Raw genomic sequence first — 22,733 nt, forward strand, 5'->3', positions numbered from 1 at the left:
GTTAAACGGTTAGGCAGCTAGTCGTGGCGCGTGATCGGCGCGGCTCGGGCCGGCGCGGCTTAGGTTGCCCTGGCTAGAACGAGGGAGGGAGACAGCGTGGGGATGTCATCATGGCTCTACGCCGCATACGAACGCCGCTTGGTGCGGGAGCTGGCCGGCAAACGCATGCCGCAGCACGTGGCCATTATGTTGGATGGCAATCGGCGTTGGGCGCGTGAGCTGGGTGAATCTGCCACGTTCGGGCATCGGGCCGGGGCCGAGCGCATTGCCGAGGTGCTCGGCTGGTGCGAAGATGCCGGCATTGAGGTGGTTACTCTGTGGCTGCTCTCCACTGATAATCTCTCCCGGGCGGCTGAAGAAGTAGGCCCGCTGCTCACCATCATTTGTGAAACTGTTGAAAATCTGGCGCGCTCGGGTCGTTTCCGGTTGGTCGCGGTGGGTAATCTTGATCTTCTTCCTGAGGAGTACGCCCAGCGCCTGCGTGCCGCCGCGGCGAGTACTGAATCTTGCCGCGGTTTACACGTGAATATCGCGGTGGGCTACGGCGGGCGCCAGGAAATTACCGACGCGGTGCGTTCCTACCTGCGCGATGAGGCGGCAGCCGGGCGCAGCCTCGCGGAGGTCGCGGAAGATTTTTCCCTCGCGGATATTACCGATCATCTCTACACCCGCGGCCAGCCCGATCCGGATTTGGTTATCCGCACGAGCGGGGAGCAGCGCATGAGCGGCTTCATGCTCTGGCAGTCCGTCCACACCGAGCTGTATTTCTGTGAAACCTACTGGCCGGATTTCCGGCGCGTGGATTTTTTGCGCGCGCTGCGTGACTATACGCAACGTGACCGGCGCCGCGGCCGCTAAGCTGCGAGCACGTGGCCGCGGCCGGAGTGGGGCGTTCACACCGAAAGGTGCGCTAAATAAGCCCTTCGCGGCTTTGGTATTCGAAGAATCCTTCGCTCAGTTCGTTGCGGGTCAGTGGCTCCCAGCCGGCATGCGCGGTCATGAGGCTGCGCGCGGTGGTGGCGAAAGCACCCACGGTATACAGGTGTGACATGGACATGGTGGCCAGGCCGGGGCTTGCTTCCCGTCCGAGCAGACTCACCCGGTCCAGAGTGTCGATGGTGGTTGCTATAAAAGCGCTGCGAGCCCCGGCCACGTCCACGAAGGGGCGCGGGAGGGATGCCACGTGGAGGCGGTCACCCGAAGCGGTGATCATGAGCGCGGCACCGTCCTCAAGAAGAATGGCGACGAGCCGCGGCCCGAAACTAAACCAGTGTTCGGCCACCGCGGCGAATTCGTTTTCGGGGCCGCTAATACCGTAAAGCAGCCGGATGTCTTTTGAGGTTGCGACGACGACGTCACTTAGCTGCAAGAAACTTTCGGCTTGAATACGGACTCGGTCCAGGTTGCGGGCCCGGGGGTGGCGCAGCGCCGGCGAGTAAATGATCGTGGAGGTGGAGCGGCATACTCGCAGCCATTCGCGCACGGTGTGGGCCGCGGGCATGGCATGGCAGGCGTCTCCACCGAAAATGGTGGCGGAGGGGCTGAAGAGATCAAAATCGAGTTTGCGGGCGCCGCGTTCTGGAGCTGGCAAAATATCCCAGCTTTCTTCCGGGTCTGCGTGTGAGTCCCCGTAATGAGCATCGGTGAAAGCCGCCGGGTGCGGGGTGGGCAGGCCAGAGGTGAGAGCTGCGCTGACCGAGTTTGAGGCAGCGCTGACCGGGGATGAAGCCGCGCTGAGCGGATTTGAGGCAGCGCTGACCGGGCTTGTGGCGGGGCGCAAGAGGAGCTCGACACCGTGGGCAGCGGCGTAATCGCGTACGACTTGCGGGTCGGAAGCCTCGGAAATATTGGTGACCATCCGAACTTCGCGAGCCAGGTGGGCTAGATTGACAGCCACCTTAAACATGGTGCCGGCGCGAAATGGGGTCTCCGCTTCACGCTGGTTGGCGATGGCATCGCCAATTACGAGAATCGTCATGCGAAATCCTCGGGGTGGCGAGTGAGCGGGGTGGTATCCAGGCCTGTTCCGTCCGCGAATTCTTCCGGATCGAAATCATCGTCATCTTCGCCGGCCGCGGGTTCCGCAGTGGAGGGTGGTGCGGCGGCGGGGGCACCAGCGGGAGCGCCGACGGGGCCACCAGCGGGTGTACCGGCAGGACCACCCGCGGGAACGGAGGCGCCGCGCGGGGTGGCGGGTGCGGGTGCCGTTTCAGCCACGGCTTCCGGAGCTGGCTGAATAGCCGGTACATCTTCAGCGCGTACTTCGCGCACCGCTTCCCGCAGGGCTGCCACTCGATCCTCCTTGGAGGCCTGCGGCGAGATCGCGGGTGCGGGTGCTTGATAGCCACCCGTGTGCGTTGCGGCCGGCGCGGCCTGGTTCACAGGCGCGCCCTGGTTCACGGGCGGGGTCCCTGTGGCAGGAGCAGCGGCGGCTGCCGGTTGCGGGGCTGCCATCGGAGCAGCCGCGAGGCTTTCCCCGCGTTCGGCAGCATCGATCCGGGCCGCAGCGCCATCAAGCCAGCTTTGGCAGTGGCGAGCTAGGGATTCGCCAACTTCCCACAAGCGCAGGGATTCTTCGAGGGGAATGGAGCCCTGTTCTAAGCGGGAGACGATATCAACCAGCCGGGCCCGGGCATCTTCGTAGCTGAGGGTGGCCACGCGCGCCTCAATATCTTCGCGCGGGTGGGGTGCGGAGGCGCCGGGTATCTGAGGGCCGGGTGATCCGGGTACCTGGGACGCGGAGGCGCCCGCTGCGTGGGGCTGGGAGGAGCCCGGCGCTGGCGCCGGGGGTGTGAATCCCTCAGGAGTGGTTCCCTTAGCTGCCATGCGCGCTCCCTTTCACTTCGAGATGGAGGCTTCCCGCGGCCAAAATGGCACGCAGGTGTTCTCCGATTCGGACATCGTTTTCTTGTGAGACTACTCTGTCATCCTCGCTTAGGATAACCGAATACCCGCGCTGCAGTGTGGCCTGGGGGGAGAGGGCCCGCAGCTGGGAAAGCAGCGAGGAAATATCTTGGGAATTGGAGGCCATATCGCGCCGAATATGGGCCCGCAGCCAGGAGCGCAGCGAATGAATATCCTGTTCGCGTACCTCCACCATGGTGCGGGGGCGGGCCAGTACCGGCCGGGCGCGTAATGCTTCGAGTTCCTTAGTGGCGCGTTCCACCCGGTGGCGCATGCCCTGGCGCAAGCGGCGTACCGCCGCCTGCACGCCTTCACGTTCAGCTTCCCGATCCGGGACGATGCGCTTGGCGGCATCCGTGGGGGTGGAGGCCCGCAGATCCGCCACATAATCGCTGATGGGATTATCTCCCTCGTGCCCGATAGCGGAGACCACCGGAGTGCGGGTGGCCGCAATCGCACGCACAAGGTGCTCATCGGAGAAGGGAAGGAGATCTTCCACGGAACCGCCCCCGCGCGCCAGCACAATAACATCCACCCCGGGATGGGCATCGAGTTCACGCAATGCGGGAATCATCTGGGCCACGGCATCCCGGCCCTGGACCGCTACTTCGCGTACCTCGAAACGAACTCCGGGCCAGCGCAGCGAGGCGTTAATAATGACATCCTCTTTGGCTTTGGTATTGCGCCCCACAATAAGACCCACCGCGCGCGGTAAGAAGGGGAGCGGCTTTTTCCGTTCGGGTGCGAACAGGCCTTCGGCGGCGAGTTTGGCTTTCAGGGCTTCCAAACGGGCCAGAATATCGCCCACGCCCACCGGGCGGATTTCCTGTGCCCACAGGGAGAGCGAGCCATTACCGGTATAAAAATCCGGGACCGCCCACACCACCACCCGGCTTCCGGAGGTGACGGTTGCGGGAAGCAAATGGCTGAGTATTTTCACCGTCATGGAGACGTTTTCTTCCAGATCCCGCAAGGTGAGGAACTGGACTTTGGCTCCGGGGCGGCGCTGGAGGGTAATGACTTCACCTTCCACCCAGAGGCGTGACATTTTCGCCACGTATTCCCGGATTTTTACCGAGAGGAGGCGCAGCGGCCACGGGTGATCCGGTGTTGTCTGCGCAGCCCGTTGCGGCAGGTTGGCGGGTACCGGAGTTGTTGAAGCCATATCAGTTATCGTGCCATGTTTTGCCCCGCACTGCTACGGGACAATCCGAGTTTCATGATCTTCTTCGCCGTCCAGTGCTTCCCGCAAAGCAGCATCGTGGAAACGTTTGACCTGGCCTTCTTCTGCGGCAATGGCCGGCGGGGTAGCAAAATCAGCATCGAGGCTTTCTAGGCGCCGCGCGGTGACCAGCACGCGCGTATCGAAAGAAGAGAGCGCCGAGTTGTAGTTCTTCACCGCTGAGGTAAGGGAATTCCCGAGCTTTTCCAGGTGGCCAGCCACCACCCGCAGCCGGTCCGTCATTTCCCGGCCCAGCGCAATAATATGCCCGGCTTCTTCGCTCACTTTGCTGGAGGCCCACAGCGTTGCCACGGTGCGTAGCAGCGCTAGCAACGAGGCAGGAGAAGCAGGGACCACCCCGAGGTTCAGGGCATCCTCGAGGAGGGGAGGATCTTCCCGCAGCGCTTCCGCGAGGAGGGATTCCCCCGGGAGGAACATGATGGTGATCCGGGGTGAACCCGGGAAAAGCGCGGGGTAATCTCGTTTGGCTAGCGCGTTCACGTGAGCACGCACCGCCTTGGCGTGCTGTTTGAGAAGATCCTGGCGCCGCGCGATTTCCTCCGCCGTGGTGGCCGGGGCGGCCTGAGCCTGGAGCATCGCGGTGAGGGGAACCTTGGCATCGAGGGGGAGATGAGCGCCGCCGGGCAGGTGGATAATCATATCCGGGCGCGATCCCGCCGCGCGCCCACCGCCCGCGGGCGCGGAAACCTGCTCCGAAAAATCAACGTGGGGGAGCATCCCGGCGGCTTCCACCACCCGGCGCAATTCCACTTCACCCCACATGCCGCGCGCGGAGGTAGAACTGAGCGCCCCGCGCAGCGCCTGGGTGGCTCGCGCCAGATCTTCCTGGGTGCGCGCCGCCGCGCTGAGCTGGGTGCGGATTTCGGTGCGCTGCTCACCTTGGAGAACCTGCACATCCCGAACCCGCTGTTCCATCACCTCAAGCTGCTGGGTAATAGGAGCCAGGGAACGCAAAATATCGTTATCGGTTTTAGCCCGGGCGATGAGCCCGTTATTTTCCTCCTCTAAACGATCCGAACGAGCCTGGGCGGCCGCCAGCTGCGCCCGCGCCGCTCCGGCATCGCGCTGGGCTTCCTCCAGTTGCTGGCGTACCAGTGCCAGCTCCCGGCCCGAAACCGCCCCGCCCGAGCGCACCCGCGCGCTCAAGAACCCCAGGGCGAAACACGCGCATCCCACCGCGATAAGAGCACCTAGAACAATCGAAATATCCATAGCGGTATTCAAACATCCACCTACGACAGAAAAATGGGAGGGAAGCGGGCTGGCGGCGTCGTCGCCCCTTGTTCCCCGCAAAAAACTCTGATAGCTTTCAAAAAGCGGGGTATAACGCAGCTCGCATCAGAGTTAGGACGTACGGCTCCGCGGGCGGTGCCGCGAGGAAGCGGCGCCGGGGAGAAAGGAACACCATGTCTACTATCGTCGTGACCGGAATGGGCTCGGGTATTGGCGCTGCTTGCGGGCAGATTCTGGAAGAACGCGGGCATACGCCCGTCGGTGTTGATTTGCGCGGGGCAGAATTTGAAGCGGATCTGTCCACCCCGGAGGGGATTGCGGATGCCGTCGCTCGGGTGGTGGAAAAGTACCCGCAGATTGACGGGGTGATCGCGAATGCGGGCACCCAGAGCAATTCGCCTCTCGATCTCAAGGTGAATTACTTCGGCGCGCGCGATACCGTGCGCGCTTTCCTTCCCTACCTGGAAAAGGCGGAAAACGGGCGCGCGGTCATTACCGCCTCCTGCGCAAGTTTGCAGCCCAGCGATCCCAAGCTCGTGCAGCTGCTCCTCGATGATCAGCGCGAAGAAGCCCTCGCTTACGGCAAGGAGCTGGCTGATCAGGGTCCGATGCAGGGCTACGCCAATTACGCCTCCTCCAAGCGCGCTATTGCCACGTGGGTGCGCCGCGCGGCCGTGAGTGAGGAATTTGCCGGTCGGGGCGTGGGGCTCAATGCGGTGGGGCCGGGCGTGGTTGCCACCCCGATGACGAAGGAACTTCTCTCCACCGAGGAAGGGCGCAAGCAGGCATTCGGTGCGCTACCCGCCCCGTACCACGGCGCCTCGGAAGCTCGCGATATTGCCGACGCACTCGTTTTCTTCGTGACCGGCCTCTCGCGGACCATCACCGGGCAGATTCTCTATATCGACGGCGGCGCGGATGCGATTTTGCGCGGCGAAGATATTTGGCACGCCCCGAAGTCCATGGACGCGCCCGCGCGGTAGCCTCAACGGCCCGGTAGCGTGAACGCCCCGGTAACGCGGTAGCGCAACGCCGCAGCCCGGTAGTGCCGCGCCCGGATTGCGAGTCCGGGGAATAGCAGCCCGCCCTCCTTTCTCTTAGCTAGAATGGAGGGCGTGGCTTTAACAATTGGTATTGCAGGACTTCCCAACGTCGGAAAATCGACCCTATTTAATGCGCTCACGCGCGCAACGGTGCTCGCGGCGAACTACCCCTTCGCGACGATTGAGCCGAATGTGGGCGTGGTGCCCCTCCCTGATGCGCGGCTGACCAAGCTCGCCGAAATTTTCGGGTCGCAGAAAATTCTGCCGGCGACGGTTGATTTTGTGGATATCGCCGGGATTGTGCGCGGGGCCTCCAAGGGGGAGGGCCTGGGCAACCAATTCCTCGCCAATATTCGCGAAGCGGATGCGATTTGCCTGGTCACCCGCGCTTTTGCGGATCCGGACGTGGTTCACGTGGAAGGCCGCGTGGATCCGAAGGATGATATCGAAACGGTCACCACCGAACTCATCCTCGCCGATATGCAAACCCTGGAAAAGGCGATCCCGCGCCTGACCAAGGAAGTGACGGGGAAGAAAACCCCGAAGGAAACGCTCGATGCCGCGCAGCGAGCCTACGCGCTCCTCGAGGCGGGGGAGGTGCTCTCCAACCATGCCGCCGAATTCGACGCCGACACCCTGCGTTCCTTCCAACTCATGACCTCGAAGCCCTTCATCTACGTTTTTAATACCGACGACGACGGCCTCGCTGACACTGCCATGCAGCAGGAACTACGTGACTTTGTGAAACCTGCCCAAGCCATTTTCCTCGACGCTAAATTCGAAGCGGAACTGGTGGAACTCAGCGAAGAAGAAGCCCGGGAAATGCTGGAGGCCACCGGTCAGGAAGAATCCGGCCTGGACCAGCTGGCCCGGGTGGGTTTCGATACCCTCGGCCTGCAAACCTACCTCACGGCCGGCCCCAAAGAAGCCCGCGCCTGGACCATCCACAAGGGCGATACCGCCCCGCAGGCCGCCGGTGTGATCCACACCGATTTCCAGCGCGGCTTCATTAAAGCGGAGGTGGTCTCCTTCGATGACCTGGTGGAATACGGCTCGGTAGCCGCCGCTCGCGAACACGGAAAACTGCGCCAAGAAGGCAAGGACTACGTGATGCAGGACGGCGACGTGGTCGAATTCCGCTTTAATGTGTAGGTAGCGCGCGGGAATGGCCATGAATGTTGATATTGCGTTGCGTCCGGTACGTGAGGGCGACGCCGCAGCTATCGCGGCGGCCTTCGCTTCCCACCCGGATATGATCCGGCAGGGCAATATTACGGATCTGGCCGGTGCCCGCCGCTATATCGCGCGTATTTTGGAGGCCCCGGACTCGCAGCTGGCCTGGGTAATTGCCCGGGACGATAGCGATGAACTCATCGGCATGGTCCGTATCGATGCGGATTGGGATGAGAAAAACGGGTGGTTTTCCTATTGGCTGCACCACGACTACTGGGGGCGTGGGATGATGTCCCGGGCCGCGGCAGCGGTGGCGGATTGGGCTCTGCGTGAGTGCGGCTTGGAGCGCCTGGAACTTGGGCACCGGGTGAATAACCCCGCCTCCGGCGGGGTGGCCCGCGCGGCTGGATTCCTTAAGGAAGGCACCGAACGCGGGAAATTCCTGATCAACGGGCAGCGGATTGACGTTGATCTGTACGGGAGGCTGGCAAGCGATCCGCTGCCGCACTACCGCCCCGTCCCGTTTCGCGGATAACCAGCTCAGAACCTCTTCCCTCAAAAGTGTTTTTCGTTACACTTAAGGAGTTATGAATACCACGACACCTGAAGAATTTTCGGTGACAACTGCGCGGTTGCGGCTTCGGCTGCACCGGCCCGATGATGCGCCGTGGCTGCATAGCATTTACAGCCGCGAAGATGTCACCAGATACCTCATGACCGATGCCTGGAATCCCGAACGGGCGGTCAACGAAGCTGCCCAGCGCGCCCAGGCGCGGGATTTGCGCGGCCCGCAGGCCGCGCTCGCCGTCGTTATCGAACTTGATGCGCAACCCATCGGGGACGTGCGCCTGTGGATGACCGATCCGCAGCACGGCGTCGCGGAAATTGCCACCGTGCTCCACCCGGATTTTCGCGGGCACGGCTATGCTTCGGAGGCCATGAGAGCCATGATTCGCTACGCCTGCCTGGAGTGTGGGGTGCATCGCGTTGCCGCGCAAATGGATGCGCGGGATCGGGTCTGTGAGCTCATGCTCCAGCACGCGGGAATGTATAAGGAAGCGCATATGCGCCAGGATTTCTGGCTCAAAGGGGAGTGGACGGACACCATCGTCTACGCCGTGCTCGCCAGTGATCTGGACGAGGGTGCCGGTGGGGTGGCTGGAAACGGCAGCGCTGCGGAGGGCAGTACTGATCTATGTGCTGAAGCCAATGGCGATGTTGGAGCCGATGCTGAGGCGGGCGATGTTCGCACCGAGCTAAACGGGAGCGCCACATATCCGATTGAAAGGTAAATGAGTGATTGGTAATCTGGGTGTCGCTCACCTCAACGAAAGGACACTTATATGAAGATCGCCATTATTTCCGGATCAATTCGCGAGGGTCAGGCTACCGAGGGTGTGGCCGGTTACGTCGCTCAGCTCGCAGCCCAGCGGGCGGGGGAGGCTACGTACGAACTCGTGAATATCAAGGATTTTGATATTCCGCTGCTCACCAGCCCGGTGGTTCCAGCCGCGGCGAACGGCCAGTACGATCATCCGGCCATCCAGCGCTGGGCCGATACAATCAGCGAATTCGACGCCTTTATTTTCGTGACCCCGGAATACAACCACGGGGTGCCCGGGGCCTTCAAGAACGCGGTGGATGCGCTGGGTGTGGAGTGGATGAATAAGCCGGTTGCTTTCGTGGGGCACGGCTCCATCGGAGGCGTGCGCGCTATCGAGCAATGGCGCCAGATCACGGCTAATTTCAATATGCCCGCCATCCGCTCCGAAGTGAATTTCATGATGTTTGAGGATTGGACGGACGGCGCATTCACCCCGCTGGAACGCCGCGCGGGTGAAGTGGAAGCCGTGCTGAGCGGCCTCGAAAAGCTCACCGCTCAGCTAGCGAAGTAAAAAGCAAGAGGAGCGATCAGAGGACCCACGATGACACGTGCCTGCGCCGCAGCAATATGGCGGACGTGCGATTCCCCACTGGGACAGTTCGCCGTTGCGGCGCAGGCGCATGCTCTCATCGCGGTAGTACTTCCCGGGCGGCCGCGCCCGCAGGCAGTAACCGAACTAGAAGATGGTGAAGATCGGCGCCGGGCGGAGGGGCTCGCCGCGCGGGCCTGCGCCCAGCTCAGCGAATATTTCGCGGGGGAACGCACCTGCTTTACGCTCCCCACCGATCTGGTTCTTACCCGCGGGCCTTTTGCGGCCCGGGTGCAGCGCGCCCTGGCGGAGATTCCCTACGGGCAGACCCGCTCCTATGGCGAGCTTGCCGCCATGTTGGGCAACCCGAGGGCCGTGCGGGCGGTGGGATCGGCGTGCGCGCGTAACCCAATACCTATCGTGCTGCCGTGCCACCGGGTGCTTGCCGCGCGCGGTGGGCTGGGCGGATACGCGGGCGGGCTGGATATGAAAAAGGAGCTGTTGCGCTTGGAAAGCTCCCGCGTGGGCGCGTGCCCGCTCCGCTAGCTCATCAGCCGAGAAGCGGGAGAACCTCCGCAAGATCAGTGATGCGATAATCGGCATCGGCTTCCAGCTCAATACCGGGAGTTTCCAGGAGGGCACCGGCCACGCCAACTTTATGCGCCGTCGTGATATCGATAGGCCGATCCCCAATAGCGAGGGTGCGGGCCCGATCCAAGCTATGCTTGTTGAGCATATGGGTGAACATTGCCGGGTCGGGTTTACGCGGGAAGCCGTCCTCGGGGCAGACCATATCGGCAACCCGGAGATTCAAACCATCCAGGAGAGTGCGGGCACTCGCGCGATCCCGGTGCGTGACCACCACATTAATCCCCGGAACCGCGGCCAGCACCTCATGCACATGCGCCATCGCGGGCGGTGGCGTGATTTTCCACGAGTCTTTTAGCTCCTGCTCGCGCTCCCGAAACTCCGCTTCCGGAATCCCGAAACGGCGCGATAACTCGGTGATGGCCAGATTGGTGGAGCGGCGGGTGAGGCGCGCAACCTCCAGGAGGGAAACCTCCTGGCCGGAATCAAGAACCACCGCCTGCAAGGTGGCATCCACATGCGGGTAGGTATCCACCATGGTCCCGCCCATATCCCAAATAATGTTGTGGAACATAATCCTCCTCGCCTGGGCGCTGCCGCCGCGGGTATCGGCGTGCCTGGCCCGCGCACTTACCGGAGCGCTTCGCCCGCGCACTCCCTCCAGCCTAGCTAGTCACCGCCCCGGCCTGCTACGGACGTTCGGCGCGGCGCCCGGTTAGCCCGCCCAAAAACCGCCGGGGTTCCGCGCACATACCTGGGCGCCCGAGCGTCCGCACTGATCCCGGCGGTAAAATAAACCAGGTGAGCGGCCCTGTGCGCCCCGCGCCCGGGCCGCCCGCAAAGCTAGCATCGGATGAGAGGGACCGCCGTGCAGTATCTTCCCGAGGAATTTCACCTCACCGCCTCGGACCGGGCCACTATGACCGCGGATTTCCAGTATTTCCACGCCAATCCTGAGCTGTCTTTCCAGGAAGTGGAGACGTCGCGCGCGCTCCGCGCACGCCTGGAAGCCATCGACCTTTCCGGTGAGATCACCCGCCAGATCATCCCCGTGACCGATACCGGTTTTGCGTGCGTGCTGCGCAACGGCCCCGGCCCGGTGGTGGGCTACCGCGCGGATATGGACGGCCTGCCCGTTGCCGAGCGCACCGGCCTCGCCTACGCTTCGCGGGCCACCGGAATCGACGCCTCCGGGAAAAATGTGCCGGTCATGCACGCTTGCGGGCACGATTCCCATATGACGATTGCGCTCGCCCTCGCCCGGGTTTTCGCGGCGCACCCGCAACTGTGGCGCGGCACCATTGTTTTTGTTTTCCAGCCCTCGGAAGAAAACGGCCTGGGAGCACGCGCCATGGTGGAGGCCGGATTGTGGGAGAAAGCTCCGCGCCCGCAGATCATGTACGGCGGACACGTGGTGCCGCGCCCGGCCGGCTGGGTCAATCTCTATCCGGGTGGGGTGCTGCCCGGCTCGGACGGTTTCGAAATTATTGTGCACGGGGTGGGCGGGCACGGCTCGCAGCCCCACCGCGCCGTCGACCCTATTGTTATCGGTTCGGCCATCGTCACCCGCCTGCAAACAATCCGTTCCCGCATGACGGATCCGGACCGCAACGCGGTGGTGAGCGTGGGCGTATTCCAGGCCGGCAGCCAGGACAATATCATTCCGGACACCGCGCGCCTGTGCATTAATACCCGTTTCCGGGACGAGGAAACCCGCGCGATTATCAATACCGGTATCGAGCGGATCGTGCGGGCCGAGGCGCTCGCAGCCGGCGCCCCCGAACCGCTGATCCGCCAGATCCGCCAGGTGGATGCCACCGTGAACGACGACGCAGCTGTTGCAGCCTTGCGTGACGTGATCGGCGCGGAATTCGGGGAGGAAAATCTGGCCAGCGAAACTTTCGGTTTCAGTGAGGATTTCGCGGTGCTCGGCCAGGCCGCTGGCGCGCAATCGGTGTTCTGGCTCTTCGGTGGCTTTTCACCCGAGCAGCTCAACCCAGCCAGCGGGGAGCCGGCCTCGAATCATTCCCCGGATTTCTATGCCGATCCGGAGCTTTCCCTGGAGCCGGCCTATCGGGTGGGGGCCTGCGCCCTCTATTCCCAGGTGCGGGCGGATAACTAAGCCGGGGCGCAGGCGAGTTGCCGGGCGCGTGCCGCTGGCGCGCTACTCCCAGCTCACCGCCGCGCCAGCCCATTCCCCGAAACGCACCTGATCGGGGAAGCGGGTGCGCATGACCGCGATGGCTTCCGGATTGGCGTCAATGAGCAGGAAGTGACGGTTTAATTCGCGTGCCGCGGCACCGGTGGTACCCGAGCCGGCAAAGAAATCAAGGACCCGATCCCCGGGGCGCGAGGACGCGGTGATAATCCGGCGCAGGATCCCGAGCGGTTTTTGGGTGGGGTAGCCGGTTTTTTCTTTTCCGGTGGGGGAGACGATGGTATGCCACCACACGTCCGTGGGAAGTTTGCCGCGCGCTGCCTTTTCCTTAGTAACCAGGCCGGGCGCCATATACGGTTCGCGGTCTACATCTTCCGAGTTGAAGTAGTAGCTGGCCGGGTTCTTCACGTACACCAAAATGGTGTCATGTTTGGCGGGCCAGCGTTTTTTCGTGCGGGCGCCGTAATCGTAGGCCCAAATTATTTCGTTGAGGAAACACTCCCGCCCGAAAAGTGCATCAAGGAGCACCTTTGCGTAATGCGCCTCCCGGTAGTCCAGATGCAGGTAGAGGGTCCCGGAATCGGTGAGGAGCCGCCAGGCTTCTTCGAGGCGCGGCTCCAGGAAACCCCAGTATTCGGCGAAGCTATCGTCGTAGCCGAGTACCCGCTCCACGATTGTTTCGTAGCGTTGGCCTTTGAAACCGATCCGATCCCCGGTGGTGGAACGTCGGGTGACCACCGTGGAACGGCGCTGGGGCCGGCCGGTGTTAAAAGGAGGATCGAGGTAAATAAGCTGGAATGATTCGGCCGGTAGGGCCCGGAGTACCGGTAGGTTATCCCCGAACACCACAGCGTCCGTACCCGCATCATTCCACATATATGTCCTCACTTTCTTACCGCCGGCCCTCCCGCGCGGGCTAGCCACTATTCCTGGAGTGCACGCCCCGCAACCAGTTGTCCGGAAATTCCGAACAACTGGGGGGAGCCGCGCCCGGCGCCCGGTTAGCGCAGTCGCGTGCCATCCGCCAATTCGAAGAGCGTGCGCAGCACCGCCCCGTTACTGGAGCGCAAACCGCTGTGCTCGTGGGTGGAGGTCACGTACCGGTGAATCCCGGGAAGTAGCGCCCCCGTTTCGAGGGAGAACTCCAGGGGCACATAGGCGTCATTCACGTACACCGCGGCCGCCCCGCGTGCCCCCGATTCCCGCAAAGCTTCCGGGAAGTAGAGCTGCGGCCACTCCCAGGTGGCCAGTTTTTCAACTACATCTTTCCACGGTTGGAAAGCCGGGACGGTATCCGCCCATTCCGCCCACACGTGTTCGCCGTAAAGGAGCGAGGTATCGGTGCGGAAAGCTTCCGGTTGGGTGCGTTCCGCACTCCAATTGGTGACCACACCATCCGCGTAGGAAGATTCGTGCAGCACGTAGTAGAGCGGGTTACGCCCATCAAAAGGCATGGCCGCGGCCAGGTCATAACGGAAAGCTGTGGAGGCCGGATTCTTTTCCAGCAGGTAATACAGTTCCCGCCATCCGTTATCCGAACCGAGGAGGTGCCCAAGGGAACGCAGCCGCGAGGGCGAGACTATTTCCCCGGTGGGTAATTCGATAGAACCGCTACCCGCCAGCTCCACCAGCTCCCGTACTCGGTCGCGGTGCTCGGGGAAACGCCGGTAGTACTCTTCACTGTGCTCGCGCATCTTCTCCCACGTGAGGGAATAGACATCATCAGCGCTGCGGCGCACCGCGGTAAGCCCGCCGGTGAGGAAGGCCTGGTCGATATGTTCGGGCGCTACCGAAAGGTAATGCACGGTGGTGAAACCACCGAAGGACTGCCCGAGGAGATTGATTTTCTCCACCCCGAGTTCTTGGCGCAGCGCCTCGCAATCGCGCACGATGCCATCGGCACGCATATGGCTGAGGTATTCGGCCACCTCCGCGGTACTTCCGGTGCTGAGAATATCCTCCCCGACGGGTGTGGAGCGGCCCGTGCCGCGTTCATCCACGAACACAACCCGGTAGCGTTCCAGGGCCACGTTCAGCCAGGAGGGCTCCAGCGGGGAGAGGCTGGGCCGCCAGGCTTCATAGCCCGGCCCGCCCTGCAGATAGAAGAGATAGGGGAGGGATTCCCCGCCCGGGCGGGTGGCGATACGAGCGAACACCTCAATGGTGCGGGTATCTTCCCGATCCGCGGTGAGCGGGACGGTAAGGGTGAGTTCATCGAGGCGAAGCTGCTCGAGGTAGTGCGTTGTTGTCGTCATACTAGGAACGCTACCAGGCGCTTCGACATTCTCAGCGGGCGGGAGGCCCACGAGCGTCGCTTCGCGCCGTGAGCCTCCCGCCGAACCCGTGACCTTCCCTCCCGGGCCGTCATCTACACAATGACCTCGCGGGAAATCTCCACGGTGCGATCCGCCGGGAGGCTCTTCACCCAGGCCGGCGAAGCAGAATGCCGCGCGATGCGAGCGAAAAGCCAGGCTTGCCAGCGGGGCAGCTGCGGAATATCAACAGCACTGCCCGAGTCCGCACCGCCGCTAGCTGCGTCGTCGTTCTTCCCGCGCGAGCGGACCCCCAGGTGGCTGAGCACCCATTGGGCTTCGCTCAGCTTCCAGGAACCCCACCCGTATTCGCGCTGCGCCCATTCCAAGTCGGCCGGAATATTGCGGATATCCATGAAGCCGTAGCGCATCGTGAGGTGAACAACGCCCTCCACGCGCGGGCTCACCTGCGTGCAGGTAATGCGCTCGGTGCGCTCAATATGGGCCTGCGGGGCCGTTTTGATGGAGAGAATAATAACGTGGTCGCGCATACTGCGATGCAGCTCGGTGGTGGCCCGCAACGCCGCCGGGACCGTGGTAGCCAGGGAATGCGGATAAATAACCGTACCCGGAACTCGCCGCAGCGGGTTTTTCTGCAAGTGCGCCGCGAACTCCGCGAGGGTGCCTTCGGTGCGCGCCCGGGTGGCCGCCACTACCGCCTCCCCGCGCCGCCACGTGAGCATAACCACCATGAGAATGAGGGCGATAAGCAGAGGCAGCCAGCCACCCGTCACCAATTTCGCGGCATTAGCGGCGAAAAGAGGCACTTCTACCACTCCCAACACCACCGCCAGCGCGGCGCTCTGCCACCAGCGCCAGTGCCAGCCGATCACCGTGAGAGCCAGCAGCATCGCGGTGGTGAGAAGGAAATCGGTGGAGACCGCCAGCCCGTACGCGGAGGACAGCCGCGCCGAATCACGGAAAATCACCACCACGGCCGCCACCGCCGCTACCAGCAGCCCGGTAATATCCGGCAGGTAAATCTGCCCCGCCCCGCTCGCGGAGGTATAGCGAATCCGCAGGTGGGGGAGGTAGCCGAGCCGGGAAGCCTGGCGGGCAATGGAGTAGGTCCCCGCGATCACCGATTGCGAGGCGATGACCGTGGCGCCGGTTGCCAGCAGCATGAGCACCAGGGCCCACTGGGAAGAAACCAGGTGGAAGAACGGATCGGCAATAGCCTCCGGGTGTTCGAGCAGCAGCGCGCCCTGCCCCAGGTAGTTACACACCAGCGCGGGCAGCACCACCGCGAACCACACCGCGGAAATGGGGCGCCGCCCGAAATGCGCGATATCGGCGTAGAGCGCCTCGGCGCCGGTCACCGCGAGCACCACCGCGCCCATGGCGAGGAAACCGATAGTCGGGTGCCTGCCCACAAATATCAGCGCCTGGTGCGGGGAAAGTGCCGCGATAATTTCCGGATGCGCGGCAATATGCGGGAGCGCGATCAGCGCTAGCCCCGTGAACCACAGCAGCATGAAGGGGCCGAAAATAGCGCCCACTCGCCCGGTGCCGTAGCGCTGCATCCAGCCTAGGGTGAGAAGAATCACCAGTGCGATGGGCACGATGAGGGTGGAGGGGAAGCTTGGCAGGGCCACCCGGATACCTTCGATAGCGGAGAGCACTGAAATGGCCGGGGTGATGACGGCGTCGCCGAAAAAGAGCGCCGCCCCGAACATGCCCGCCACCGTGAAAAGTGCCGCGGCGCGCGGCCTCCCACCGCTGAGGGTACGCAGCAGGGTGGCGAGGGCAATGATGCCGCCTTCGCCGTCATTATCCGCGCGCAACACAAGAATGACGTATTTGAAGGACACGATAAGAAGGAGCATCCACACCACCAGGGAAATCACTCCGTAAATCGAGGCGTCCGTAAGCGGAACGGCCCCGCCGTGCACGGTGAAAACCGCGCGCACAACATAGAGCGGGCTGGTCCCGATATCGCCGAAAACCACTCCGAGAGCGGCCAAACCAAGCCCGGCGCGGGCCAGGGCCCCGCCACGGTGGGCACTGTGTTCCCCACCGTCACGCCGCAGCGACGCAGCGCGAAAAATTTTTGTCATGAGCGGGAATCCTAGCCACCCTCGCTGACGAAAAAGCATCGAAAAGGTCCGGTGTGATGTTCTAGTCACCCGGTGTACCATCGTCCCAGGAAGCTAATCGTTGCGGTGAGGAGTTCAATAACAATGATGGCAATGCACGGTGGCGCCCAGCTCGCCAATAGCGGGGCGCAGGTCCTCGCCTGGGTGGTTATTAGCGTTTTGGTACTGGCCCTCGGGATTCTGCTGCTGTTCCTGGCGCGCCGCCACGCCGCGCGCGGCACCATGGAGGTCACGCCCGCGGAAGTTGCGGCCGGTGCCGTTTCGGAAAATGATGGGATGGGGAACGACGGCGCAGCTGAGGCCGCCGGCGAACCTGGCAATCACTAGACTGGGAGGCCATGAGCATGTCTGAGTTTGCTGAGTCCACGCCCGATGCCGCGCAGGCGGATACCACGCTGGTGGGTACCGCGCCAGCGGATCCGGCGCAGGTGCAGGGGAGTACCGCCGCCGATCGCCACGCCCGCGGATACGCGCAATTCATCGCGGCGTCCCCGTCCTCGTACCACGCGGCGGCGCAGCTAGCTCAGATTCTGGAAGCCCACGGTTTCACCGAGCAGCGGGAAACGGAAGCCTGGGAGGCGCGCGGAGCACGCTATGTGCGGCGCGGCGGGGCGCTCATCGCCTGGGTGAGCCCGCGGGGCGCGGGGAACGGTGAATTGGCGCCGTTCCGCATCCTCGGTGCCCATACGGATTCGCCCACCCTCAAACTCAAGCCGGCCGGAACATCCCGCCACGGGGGCTACACCCAGGTGGATATGGAGGTGTACGGCGGGCCGCTGCTCAATTCATGGCTCAACCGTGACCTCGGCCTGGCCGGGCGCATCACGGATATGGCCGGCCGGGAATACCTGGTGCGCACCCCGGCCTGCATGGTGATTCCGCAGCTCGCCCCGCATCTTATTTCCGGCAACCGGGATACCCTGAGCTTGGATCGCCAGCAGCATCTCCACCCGATATTCACCGGGGCGCGCGGGGATACTTACTGCGCCGCGGGCGCGGATTGCGCCGATAACGCTGCGCACGCGGATTGCACTGATAATGCTGCGCACGCGGAAGCCGAGGCGGACTCCAGCCTCGGCACCGATAGCGATCTTTTTGAAACCCTGGCGCGCTATGCCCAGCCTCGGAAGGACGGCCGGGAAGCGCCCGGCGCCGAATGGATCGGCTGGCATGATATTTACGCTTATGATGTTGAGCCGCCGCGGCGCAATGGGATGTACCTATCGGCCGGGCGCCAGGATAATTTGTCCTCCGTATACGCCGGGCTGCGGGCGCTCCTCGACGGAGTGACGGCCGGCGCAGGGCACGTTGCAGGCGCTGCGGGGCAGACGGCAGAAAATGGCGCCGAGCTCCCGTACTTCCCGGTGTTCGCCGCCTTCGATCACGAAGAAGTCGGCTCGGAAACCACTAGCGGAGCCAGCGGGCCCTTCCTGGAAACCGTGCTGGCCCGCATCGCGGAAAGCTTCGGGGTGCGCGGGGATAGCTGGTACCAGCTACTGGCCCATTCGGCCTGCATGTCCGCCGATGCCGGTCACGCCCTCAACCCTAATTACGCCGAGTTTTACGATCCGGATTCCGCCCCGCGCGCCGGTGCCGGCCCGCTCATTAAAATGAACGCCCAGCAGCGCTACGCCTCGGATGCGGAATCAGTGACCCTCGCCCTGCGCGCGGCCAGCGATGCCGGCGCCGCCTACCAATTCTTCATCTCCCGCAACTCCATCCCCTGCGGAACCACCATCGGCCCGCTCACCGCCACCCGCCTGGGTATCAGCACGGTGGATGTGGGCGTTCCCCTCCTGTCCATGCACTCCGCGCGCGAACTCTCCCACGTGGAAGACCTCTACCAGCTGCGCCGCCTCATCCGCGGTTTCCTCTTCGGTCAGGGCGCGGCCACTCTTCCGGACGCGGATCTCGCGGACATAGAGAATCCCGCCGATCTCACGGATACCGGCGGGGGAGCGGGCCCGAGCGCAGAAAGTGAGCGCAATGAGTAGCGTCCCCGTCACGAACGTTGCCTATCTGCTTGATCGCACCGCTTTCGCCAACCCGGATCGCACCTGCCTCTACTACGACGCCACCACCCTGACGGTCGGCGAAGCGCGGGATACCACCTCCCGTCTCGCCCAGCTGTTCGTCCAGGCCGGCGTCTCCCACGGGGACCGCGTCATGATCGTGGCCCATAACTCTCCCTACCACTACCTGGTTGCGGTGGCGTGCGCCCGCATCGGTGCGGTTTTCGTTCCGGTGGACGCCCGCCTCCACCCGGTAGAAATTCAACGCCTCGTTGATTTTGCGGCCCCGCGCGTCCTCATCGCGTGCGCGGAAATAGGCACCGCCGGCGCCTTCACCTCCACCGGCACTCTTATTCATTTTGTTATCGACGACGACGTCCTCGCGCCACCCTTCACTCCCGCCCTCACCAACGGCTATATTGCTTTGAGTGCGGCAACCGGGAGTTTCACAGCTGATTTCGTAGCCGATGGCCCTGCCGGAAATCCCGCCTTTAATACCGAGGGCTACCCGAGCGGCGTGGCCGTGATGATGTTCCGGCCCGCGCCCCCGGAAGCACCCCGCGCCCTCGAACTCACTCACGATAATTTGTGGTGGGCGGATCGCATTTTCCACGATGCGTTGGGCTACGGGCGTGATGACATTTTCTTACACAGCGCGCGATGTTCCTCTATTGCCGGTTTCAACGGCGGCACGCTCTTCCACTTCGCGCGCGGAGGCCGCATTGTTATTGCGCGCACTCCCTCCCCGGCCGGCCTGCTGCACCTCATTGAAGAACACCGGGTCACCACCATGTTCGGCACCCCCACCACCTATTCTTTTATGCTCGACGACGACACCTTCCTCACCCGGGACCTTTCCAGTCTCCGGTACGCCTTCGTGGGTGGGGCGGCGGTTCCGCCGGCTCTCATGGGGCGCCTGGATGCGGCCGGTCTCCATCCTCTTAATATGTGGGGGTCTGTCGAAACGGGCGGCGTCGGCCCCTATCTTCCTACCGCGCGGGTGGCGCACAAAGCTGAAACGGTGGGGCGCGCCATGCCCCACGTGGAGATTCGCCTGGTAGAGCCGGGCACCGATACCCCGGTGGCGCCCGGGGAGATCGGAGAAATGCAGTTGCGCGGGCCGAGCATTTCGGCCGGATACTGGCACGGGGATAATTACCAGCGCTCATCCTTCGCGGGGGAATGGTTCTGCTCTCAGGATCACGCTCGGGTGGATGCGGACGGGTATATCAGCCTGGTTGCCCGGGTTACCGATACCATCAAAACCGGGGGAGATACTGTTCACCCCGAAGAAATTGAGCGGGTGCTCCACCAGTACCCGGGGGTGCGAGCTGCCCTCGTCACGGGCGTACCCGATCCGGTGTGGGGCCAGGTGGTGGGCGCCGCCATCGTCATGGATTCCCACGAGTCCAGCCCAGAAAACTTCGCCACCCCGGATCCGGCCACCGGCGGTTTCGCGGTGGTGCCCCAAAGCCTGCCCGTGCCTAGCCTTGATCAGCTTCGGGCTTTTGCCGCCCAGGCGCTCGCTTCTTTCAAGCTTCCGCGCCTGCTCGTGGTTCTCGATGAGCTTCCGGTGGATGATGACGGGAAAGTATCTCGGGCGCGGTTGCGGGACCTCTTCGGGCACGGCACCGCAGCGCCGGCTCCCGCGGCGCCGGCAGTCCTCTAAAACGGCTCTGCGCACACCTTCAGCTGCGGCCGCGGTGCCTGTGGACGCTTCGGCCTCGCCCTACAACGGCCCCGCATCTCGTTTCTGGAATGATTTTGAGAAAAACTATCTCAGCATATGAGATATGTGCGGCGTGAGACGTGACTCCTTCCTGAAAGTGTCCAGACTCTCGCAACTTCGAAAAATGGCTCTATGCTGCGGGTTTCTCCAATTTCTGCGGGCGTGAACATTCGCACATGAAAAAAGCCTGAGCCTAAACGTAAAGAAATCGTCAAGACTCGTGTAGGCTTTTTCCATGGTTAGAGCGGTGGCGCTGGCTATCCGCACAGGATGTCAATGCGTGTTCCATCCTGTGGAGATCGTCAACGCACCGGATTCTTGAGAATCCGGCACCGCTTTTGCATATTCCACGCGCCCACAGCGCGAACATGATCACTCCGTACCGGGGGACTGCCCCCGCGGTACGGAAACAGTCAATGAGGAGGTTCCTTCGTGAAGAAGACCGCTTATCCCTTGGTGGCCGGAGCAGCCGCGCTTGCTCTGGTCATGACTGGTTGTTCCTCCAACGGCAAGGGTGGCCCCACCCAGGTCGAAGGAAATGTCAACCGGACCGCTTCGGTCACCGTCGGTGCCGATGAATTCCTGGGCTACAACGGCTTGACGCCCACTACCTACAGCTCGGCCAACTCCCTTGTTGTTGACCGCATGATGCCCGGCTTCGGCTACTACTCCGCCAATGGCGAGTGGAAGCACGGCACCGCTCTCGGTGACTACGAACTGGTTTCCGAGAATCCCCTCACCGTGAAGTACACCTACAACGATGAGGCCAAGTACCAGGGTGGCGAACTTATTACCTGTGAAGATGCCTACCTGGACTGGGTTTCCCAGAACCCGAAGTGGATCATGGATGGCCAGGCTGCGGCCGGCTCCGATGAGCCGCTGTTCAACCACGTGTCCAGCCCGGATACCTACGCGGACGGCGTTCCGGAAGGCCCCCAGTGCAATGCTGGCGACCGTTCCTTCACCATCACCTACGCCGAACCGAACCCGGATTGGCAGCTCGTTGTTTCCGGTCAGCTTCCCTCGCACGTGGTAGCCAAGAAGATCGGCATGTCCAAGAAGGAGCTTTTCGAAGCTCTGAAGAACAAGGACTTCGAGACCGCTAAGAAGGCCGCTGAATTCTGGAACAACTGGAATTCGCCCACCCCGGGCCAGCTTCCCTCCGCGGAAGATGCCCCGTCCTTCGGCCCCTACACCCTCAAGGAAGGTGGCTGGGAAGCCGGTCAGTACATCACCATGGTTCCCAACCCGGATTGGTGGGGTGAGAAGCCCGGCCTCGATGAGCTCGTGATCCGCTTCATCCCGCCGGAAGGCCAGGTTCAGGCCCTCGCCAACCAGAACGTGAACGTCATTGAGCCGCAGGCCACCAAGGACACCCTTGATGCCCTCAACGGCACCCAGGGCGTGACCGTCCTCGAAGGTAACACCATGATTTGGGAGCACTTCGACTTCAACTTCAAGCCGGGCTCCATCTTCGCCAATGACAAGGGCGGCCTCGCGCTGCGCCAGGCCATGGCCTACTGCATCCCGCGCCAGCAGATCGTTGATTCGCTCATCAAGCCGCTCAACGCTAACGCTGAAGTCCTCAACTCCCGCGAATACTTCCCGGATAACCCCGAGTACAAGGAAGTTGTGGCCGCCTCCTACAACGGCGAATATGACAAGGTCGACATCGAAAAGGCCAAGGCCAAGGTTGCTGAATCCGGTATCGCCAACCCGGTGGTCCGCATTGGTTACAACCAGCCCAACCAGCGCCGTTCCGATGAGGTTGCCCTCGTGACCTCCTCCTGCGCCCAGGCCGGCATCACCGTCCAGGACGTCGGGGCCCAGGGCTTCATGGCTCCGGGTGGCGGCTATGAGAGCGGCGACTTCGATATGGTGCTCTTCGCCTGGTCCGGCTCCGGCCAGATCGTTTCCGGCGCGAATATCTACAAGTCCAACGGTGGCCAGAACCAGACCGGTTACAACAACGCCACTGTTGATACCGAATGGGACAAGGTTTCCTCCAGCCTGGATCCGAAGGTCCAGAAGGAAGCCAAGAAGGTGATTGAGAAGGAACTGTGGAATGACCTCTTCGGTATCCCGCTCTTCACCCACCCGGGCATCGCGGCGTACACCACCGGTATGGAGAACGTTGAGCGCAACGTCACCCAGTCCGGTATCGCCTGGAACGCCGAAAAGTGGAGCTGGGGCTCCGCACCCGCCAAGGCTGAGTAATTAGCCTTATGCACAGGAAGTAATAGTTATTTTCTAGCTGCACCGGAGGGGCCGCGCTTGCGGCCCCTCCGGGCGTGCAGTTTTATCACCCTTCCTGTGTCACATCCCACGT

20 protein-coding genes are annotated in these 22,733 nt (G+C 63.0%); 12 read left to right on the forward strand and 8 right to left on the reverse strand.

Going from position 1 to position 22,733, the window contains the following annotated elements:
* Window positions 1-102: 102 nt before the first annotated feature.
* On the forward strand, window positions 103-858 hold the full coding sequence (locus ACRQDJ_RS01815) for an isoprenyl transferase (RefSeq protein WP_284903791.1): 756 nt from the start codon (window positions 103-105) through the stop codon (window positions 856-858).
* Window positions 859-910: 52 nt separating this feature from the next.
* On the opposite strand, the gene ACRQDJ_RS01820 is transcribed toward ACRQDJ_RS01815, so the two are convergent.
* Genes ACRQDJ_RS01820 through ACRQDJ_RS01835 form a run of 4 tightly spaced genes read right to left on the reverse strand, consistent with a single transcriptional unit; the run spans window position 911 to window position 5,359 of the window.
* Window positions 911-1,978, reverse strand: coding sequence for a carbohydrate kinase family protein (locus ACRQDJ_RS01820; protein WP_284903792.1), 1,068 nt, complete (start codon window positions 1,976-1,978; stop codon window positions 911-913).
* A complete protein-coding gene (locus tag ACRQDJ_RS01825; RefSeq protein ID WP_284903793.1) occupies window positions 1,975-2,826 on the reverse strand; it encodes an exodeoxyribonuclease VII small subunit in 852 nt (283 codons plus the stop codon). Before ACRQDJ_RS01825 ends, ACRQDJ_RS01820 begins: the two co-directional genes overlap by 4 nt.
* Window positions 2,816-4,069, reverse strand: coding sequence for an exodeoxyribonuclease VII large subunit (gene xseA, locus ACRQDJ_RS01830; RefSeq protein WP_284903796.1), 1,254 nt, complete (start codon window positions 4,067-4,069; stop codon window positions 2,816-2,818). Before xseA ends, ACRQDJ_RS01825 begins: the two co-directional genes overlap by 11 nt.
* A 33-nt stretch (window positions 4,070-4,102) precedes the next feature.
* A complete protein-coding gene (locus tag ACRQDJ_RS01835) occupies window positions 4,103-5,359 on the reverse strand; it encodes a DNA recombination protein RmuC (protein WP_284903798.1) in 1,257 nt (418 codons plus the stop codon).
* Between the two features lie 194 nt (window positions 5,360-5,553).
* Here ACRQDJ_RS01835 and ACRQDJ_RS01840 point away from each other — a divergent pair, with 194 nt between their 5' ends.
* From ACRQDJ_RS01840 to ACRQDJ_RS01865, 6 genes are all read left to right on the forward strand, one after another.
* Window positions 5,554-6,363: an SDR family oxidoreductase gene (locus ACRQDJ_RS01840; RefSeq protein ID WP_087070460.1), complete on the forward strand. Its 810-nt coding sequence runs from the start codon at window positions 5,554-5,556 to the stop codon at window positions 6,361-6,363.
* Between the two features lie 132 nt (window positions 6,364-6,495).
* Window positions 6,496-7,575 (forward strand): redox-regulated ATPase YchF, encoded by a 1,080-nt coding sequence (gene ychF / locus ACRQDJ_RS01845; protein WP_284903799.1) that lies wholly within the window; start codon window positions 6,496-6,498, stop codon window positions 7,573-7,575.
* A 13-nt stretch (window positions 7,576-7,588) separates the two neighbouring features.
* Window positions 7,589-8,131, forward strand: coding sequence for a GNAT family N-acetyltransferase (locus ACRQDJ_RS01850; protein ID WP_284903800.1), 543 nt, complete (start codon window positions 7,589-7,591; stop codon window positions 8,129-8,131).
* Window positions 8,132-8,183: 52 nt separating this feature from the next.
* Window positions 8,184-8,888: a GNAT family N-acetyltransferase gene (locus ACRQDJ_RS01855; RefSeq protein WP_284903801.1), complete on the forward strand. Its 705-nt coding sequence runs from the start codon at window positions 8,184-8,186 to the stop codon at window positions 8,886-8,888.
* Between the two features lie 51 nt (window positions 8,889-8,939).
* The gene (locus ACRQDJ_RS01860; RefSeq protein WP_284903803.1) at window positions 8,940-9,491 is read left to right on the forward strand and encodes an NADPH-dependent FMN reductase; all 552 of its coding nucleotides are present in this window, start codon (window positions 8,940-8,942) and stop codon (window positions 9,489-9,491) included.
* A 30-nt stretch (window positions 9,492-9,521) separates the two neighbouring features.
* Window positions 9,522-10,055: a methylated-DNA--[protein]-cysteine S-methyltransferase gene (locus ACRQDJ_RS01865; protein WP_284903805.1), complete on the forward strand. Its 534-nt coding sequence runs from the start codon at window positions 9,522-9,524 to the stop codon at window positions 10,053-10,055.
* 4 nt (window positions 10,056-10,059) lie between these two features.
* Here ACRQDJ_RS01865 and ACRQDJ_RS01870 read toward each other — a convergent pair whose 3' ends face one another.
* Entirely contained in the window at window positions 10,060-10,671 is a 612-nt protein-coding gene (locus ACRQDJ_RS01870) for an HAD-IA family hydrolase (protein ID WP_435717753.1), read from the reverse strand.
* 294 nt (window positions 10,672-10,965) lie between these two features.
* Between ACRQDJ_RS01870 and ACRQDJ_RS01875 the strand changes: the two genes are divergently transcribed.
* The gene (locus tag ACRQDJ_RS01875) at window positions 10,966-12,219 is read left to right on the forward strand and encodes an amidohydrolase (RefSeq protein WP_435717754.1); all 1,254 of its coding nucleotides are present in this window, start codon (window positions 10,966-10,968) and stop codon (window positions 12,217-12,219) included.
* A gap of 42 nt (window positions 12,220-12,261) precedes the next feature.
* Here the strand turns inward: ACRQDJ_RS01875 and ACRQDJ_RS01880 are convergent, their stop codons facing one another.
* From ACRQDJ_RS01880 to ACRQDJ_RS01890, 3 genes are all read right to left on the reverse strand, one after another.
* Window positions 12,262-13,131, reverse strand: a complete 870-nt coding sequence (locus ACRQDJ_RS01880; RefSeq protein ID WP_284901265.1) for a DNA-methyltransferase — start codon at window positions 13,129-13,131, stop codon at window positions 12,262-12,264.
* 125 nt (window positions 13,132-13,256) lie between these two features.
* Window positions 13,257-14,510, reverse strand: a complete 1,254-nt coding sequence (locus ACRQDJ_RS01885; RefSeq protein WP_284901258.1) for an alpha/beta fold hydrolase — start codon at window positions 14,508-14,510, stop codon at window positions 13,257-13,259.
* A gap of 113 nt (window positions 14,511-14,623) precedes the next feature.
* Window positions 14,624-16,624 carry a potassium transporter Kup gene (locus ACRQDJ_RS01890; RefSeq protein ID WP_284901256.1) on the reverse strand — a complete coding sequence of 667 codons (2,001 nt, stop codon included), beginning with the start codon at window positions 16,622-16,624 and terminating at the stop codon, window positions 14,624-14,626.
* Between the two features lie 123 nt (window positions 16,625-16,747).
* On the opposite strand from ACRQDJ_RS01890, the gene ACRQDJ_RS01895 reads away from it, so the two are divergent.
* The 4 genes from ACRQDJ_RS01895 (at window position 16,748) to ACRQDJ_RS01910 (ending at window position 22,621) form a co-directional block, all read left to right on the forward strand.
* Complete coding sequence (locus tag ACRQDJ_RS01895; protein ID WP_284889342.1) at window positions 16,748-16,990, forward strand: hypothetical protein; 243 nt, start codon at window positions 16,748-16,750, stop codon at window positions 16,988-16,990.
* An 11-nt stretch (window positions 16,991-17,001) separates the two neighbouring features.
* Entirely contained in the window at window positions 17,002-18,657 is a 1,656-nt protein-coding gene (locus ACRQDJ_RS01900) for a M18 family aminopeptidase (protein WP_320756015.1), read from the forward strand.
* Window positions 18,650-20,344, forward strand: coding sequence for a class I adenylate-forming enzyme family protein (locus ACRQDJ_RS01905; protein ID WP_320753578.1), 1,695 nt, complete (start codon window positions 18,650-18,652; stop codon window positions 20,342-20,344). Before ACRQDJ_RS01900 ends, ACRQDJ_RS01905 begins: the two co-directional genes overlap by 8 nt.
* A 492-nt stretch (window positions 20,345-20,836) precedes the next feature.
* Entirely contained in the window at window positions 20,837-22,621 is a 1,785-nt protein-coding gene (locus ACRQDJ_RS01910) for an ABC transporter substrate-binding protein (RefSeq protein ID WP_284889338.1), read from the forward strand.
* The last annotated feature ends 112 nt before the right edge of the window (window positions 22,622-22,733 follow it).

The sequence above is a fragment of the Actinotignum urematis genome, assembly GCF_051264595.1.
Taxonomy (GTDB): domain Bacteria; phylum Actinomycetota; class Actinomycetes; order Actinomycetales; family Actinomycetaceae; genus Actinotignum; species Actinotignum timonense_A.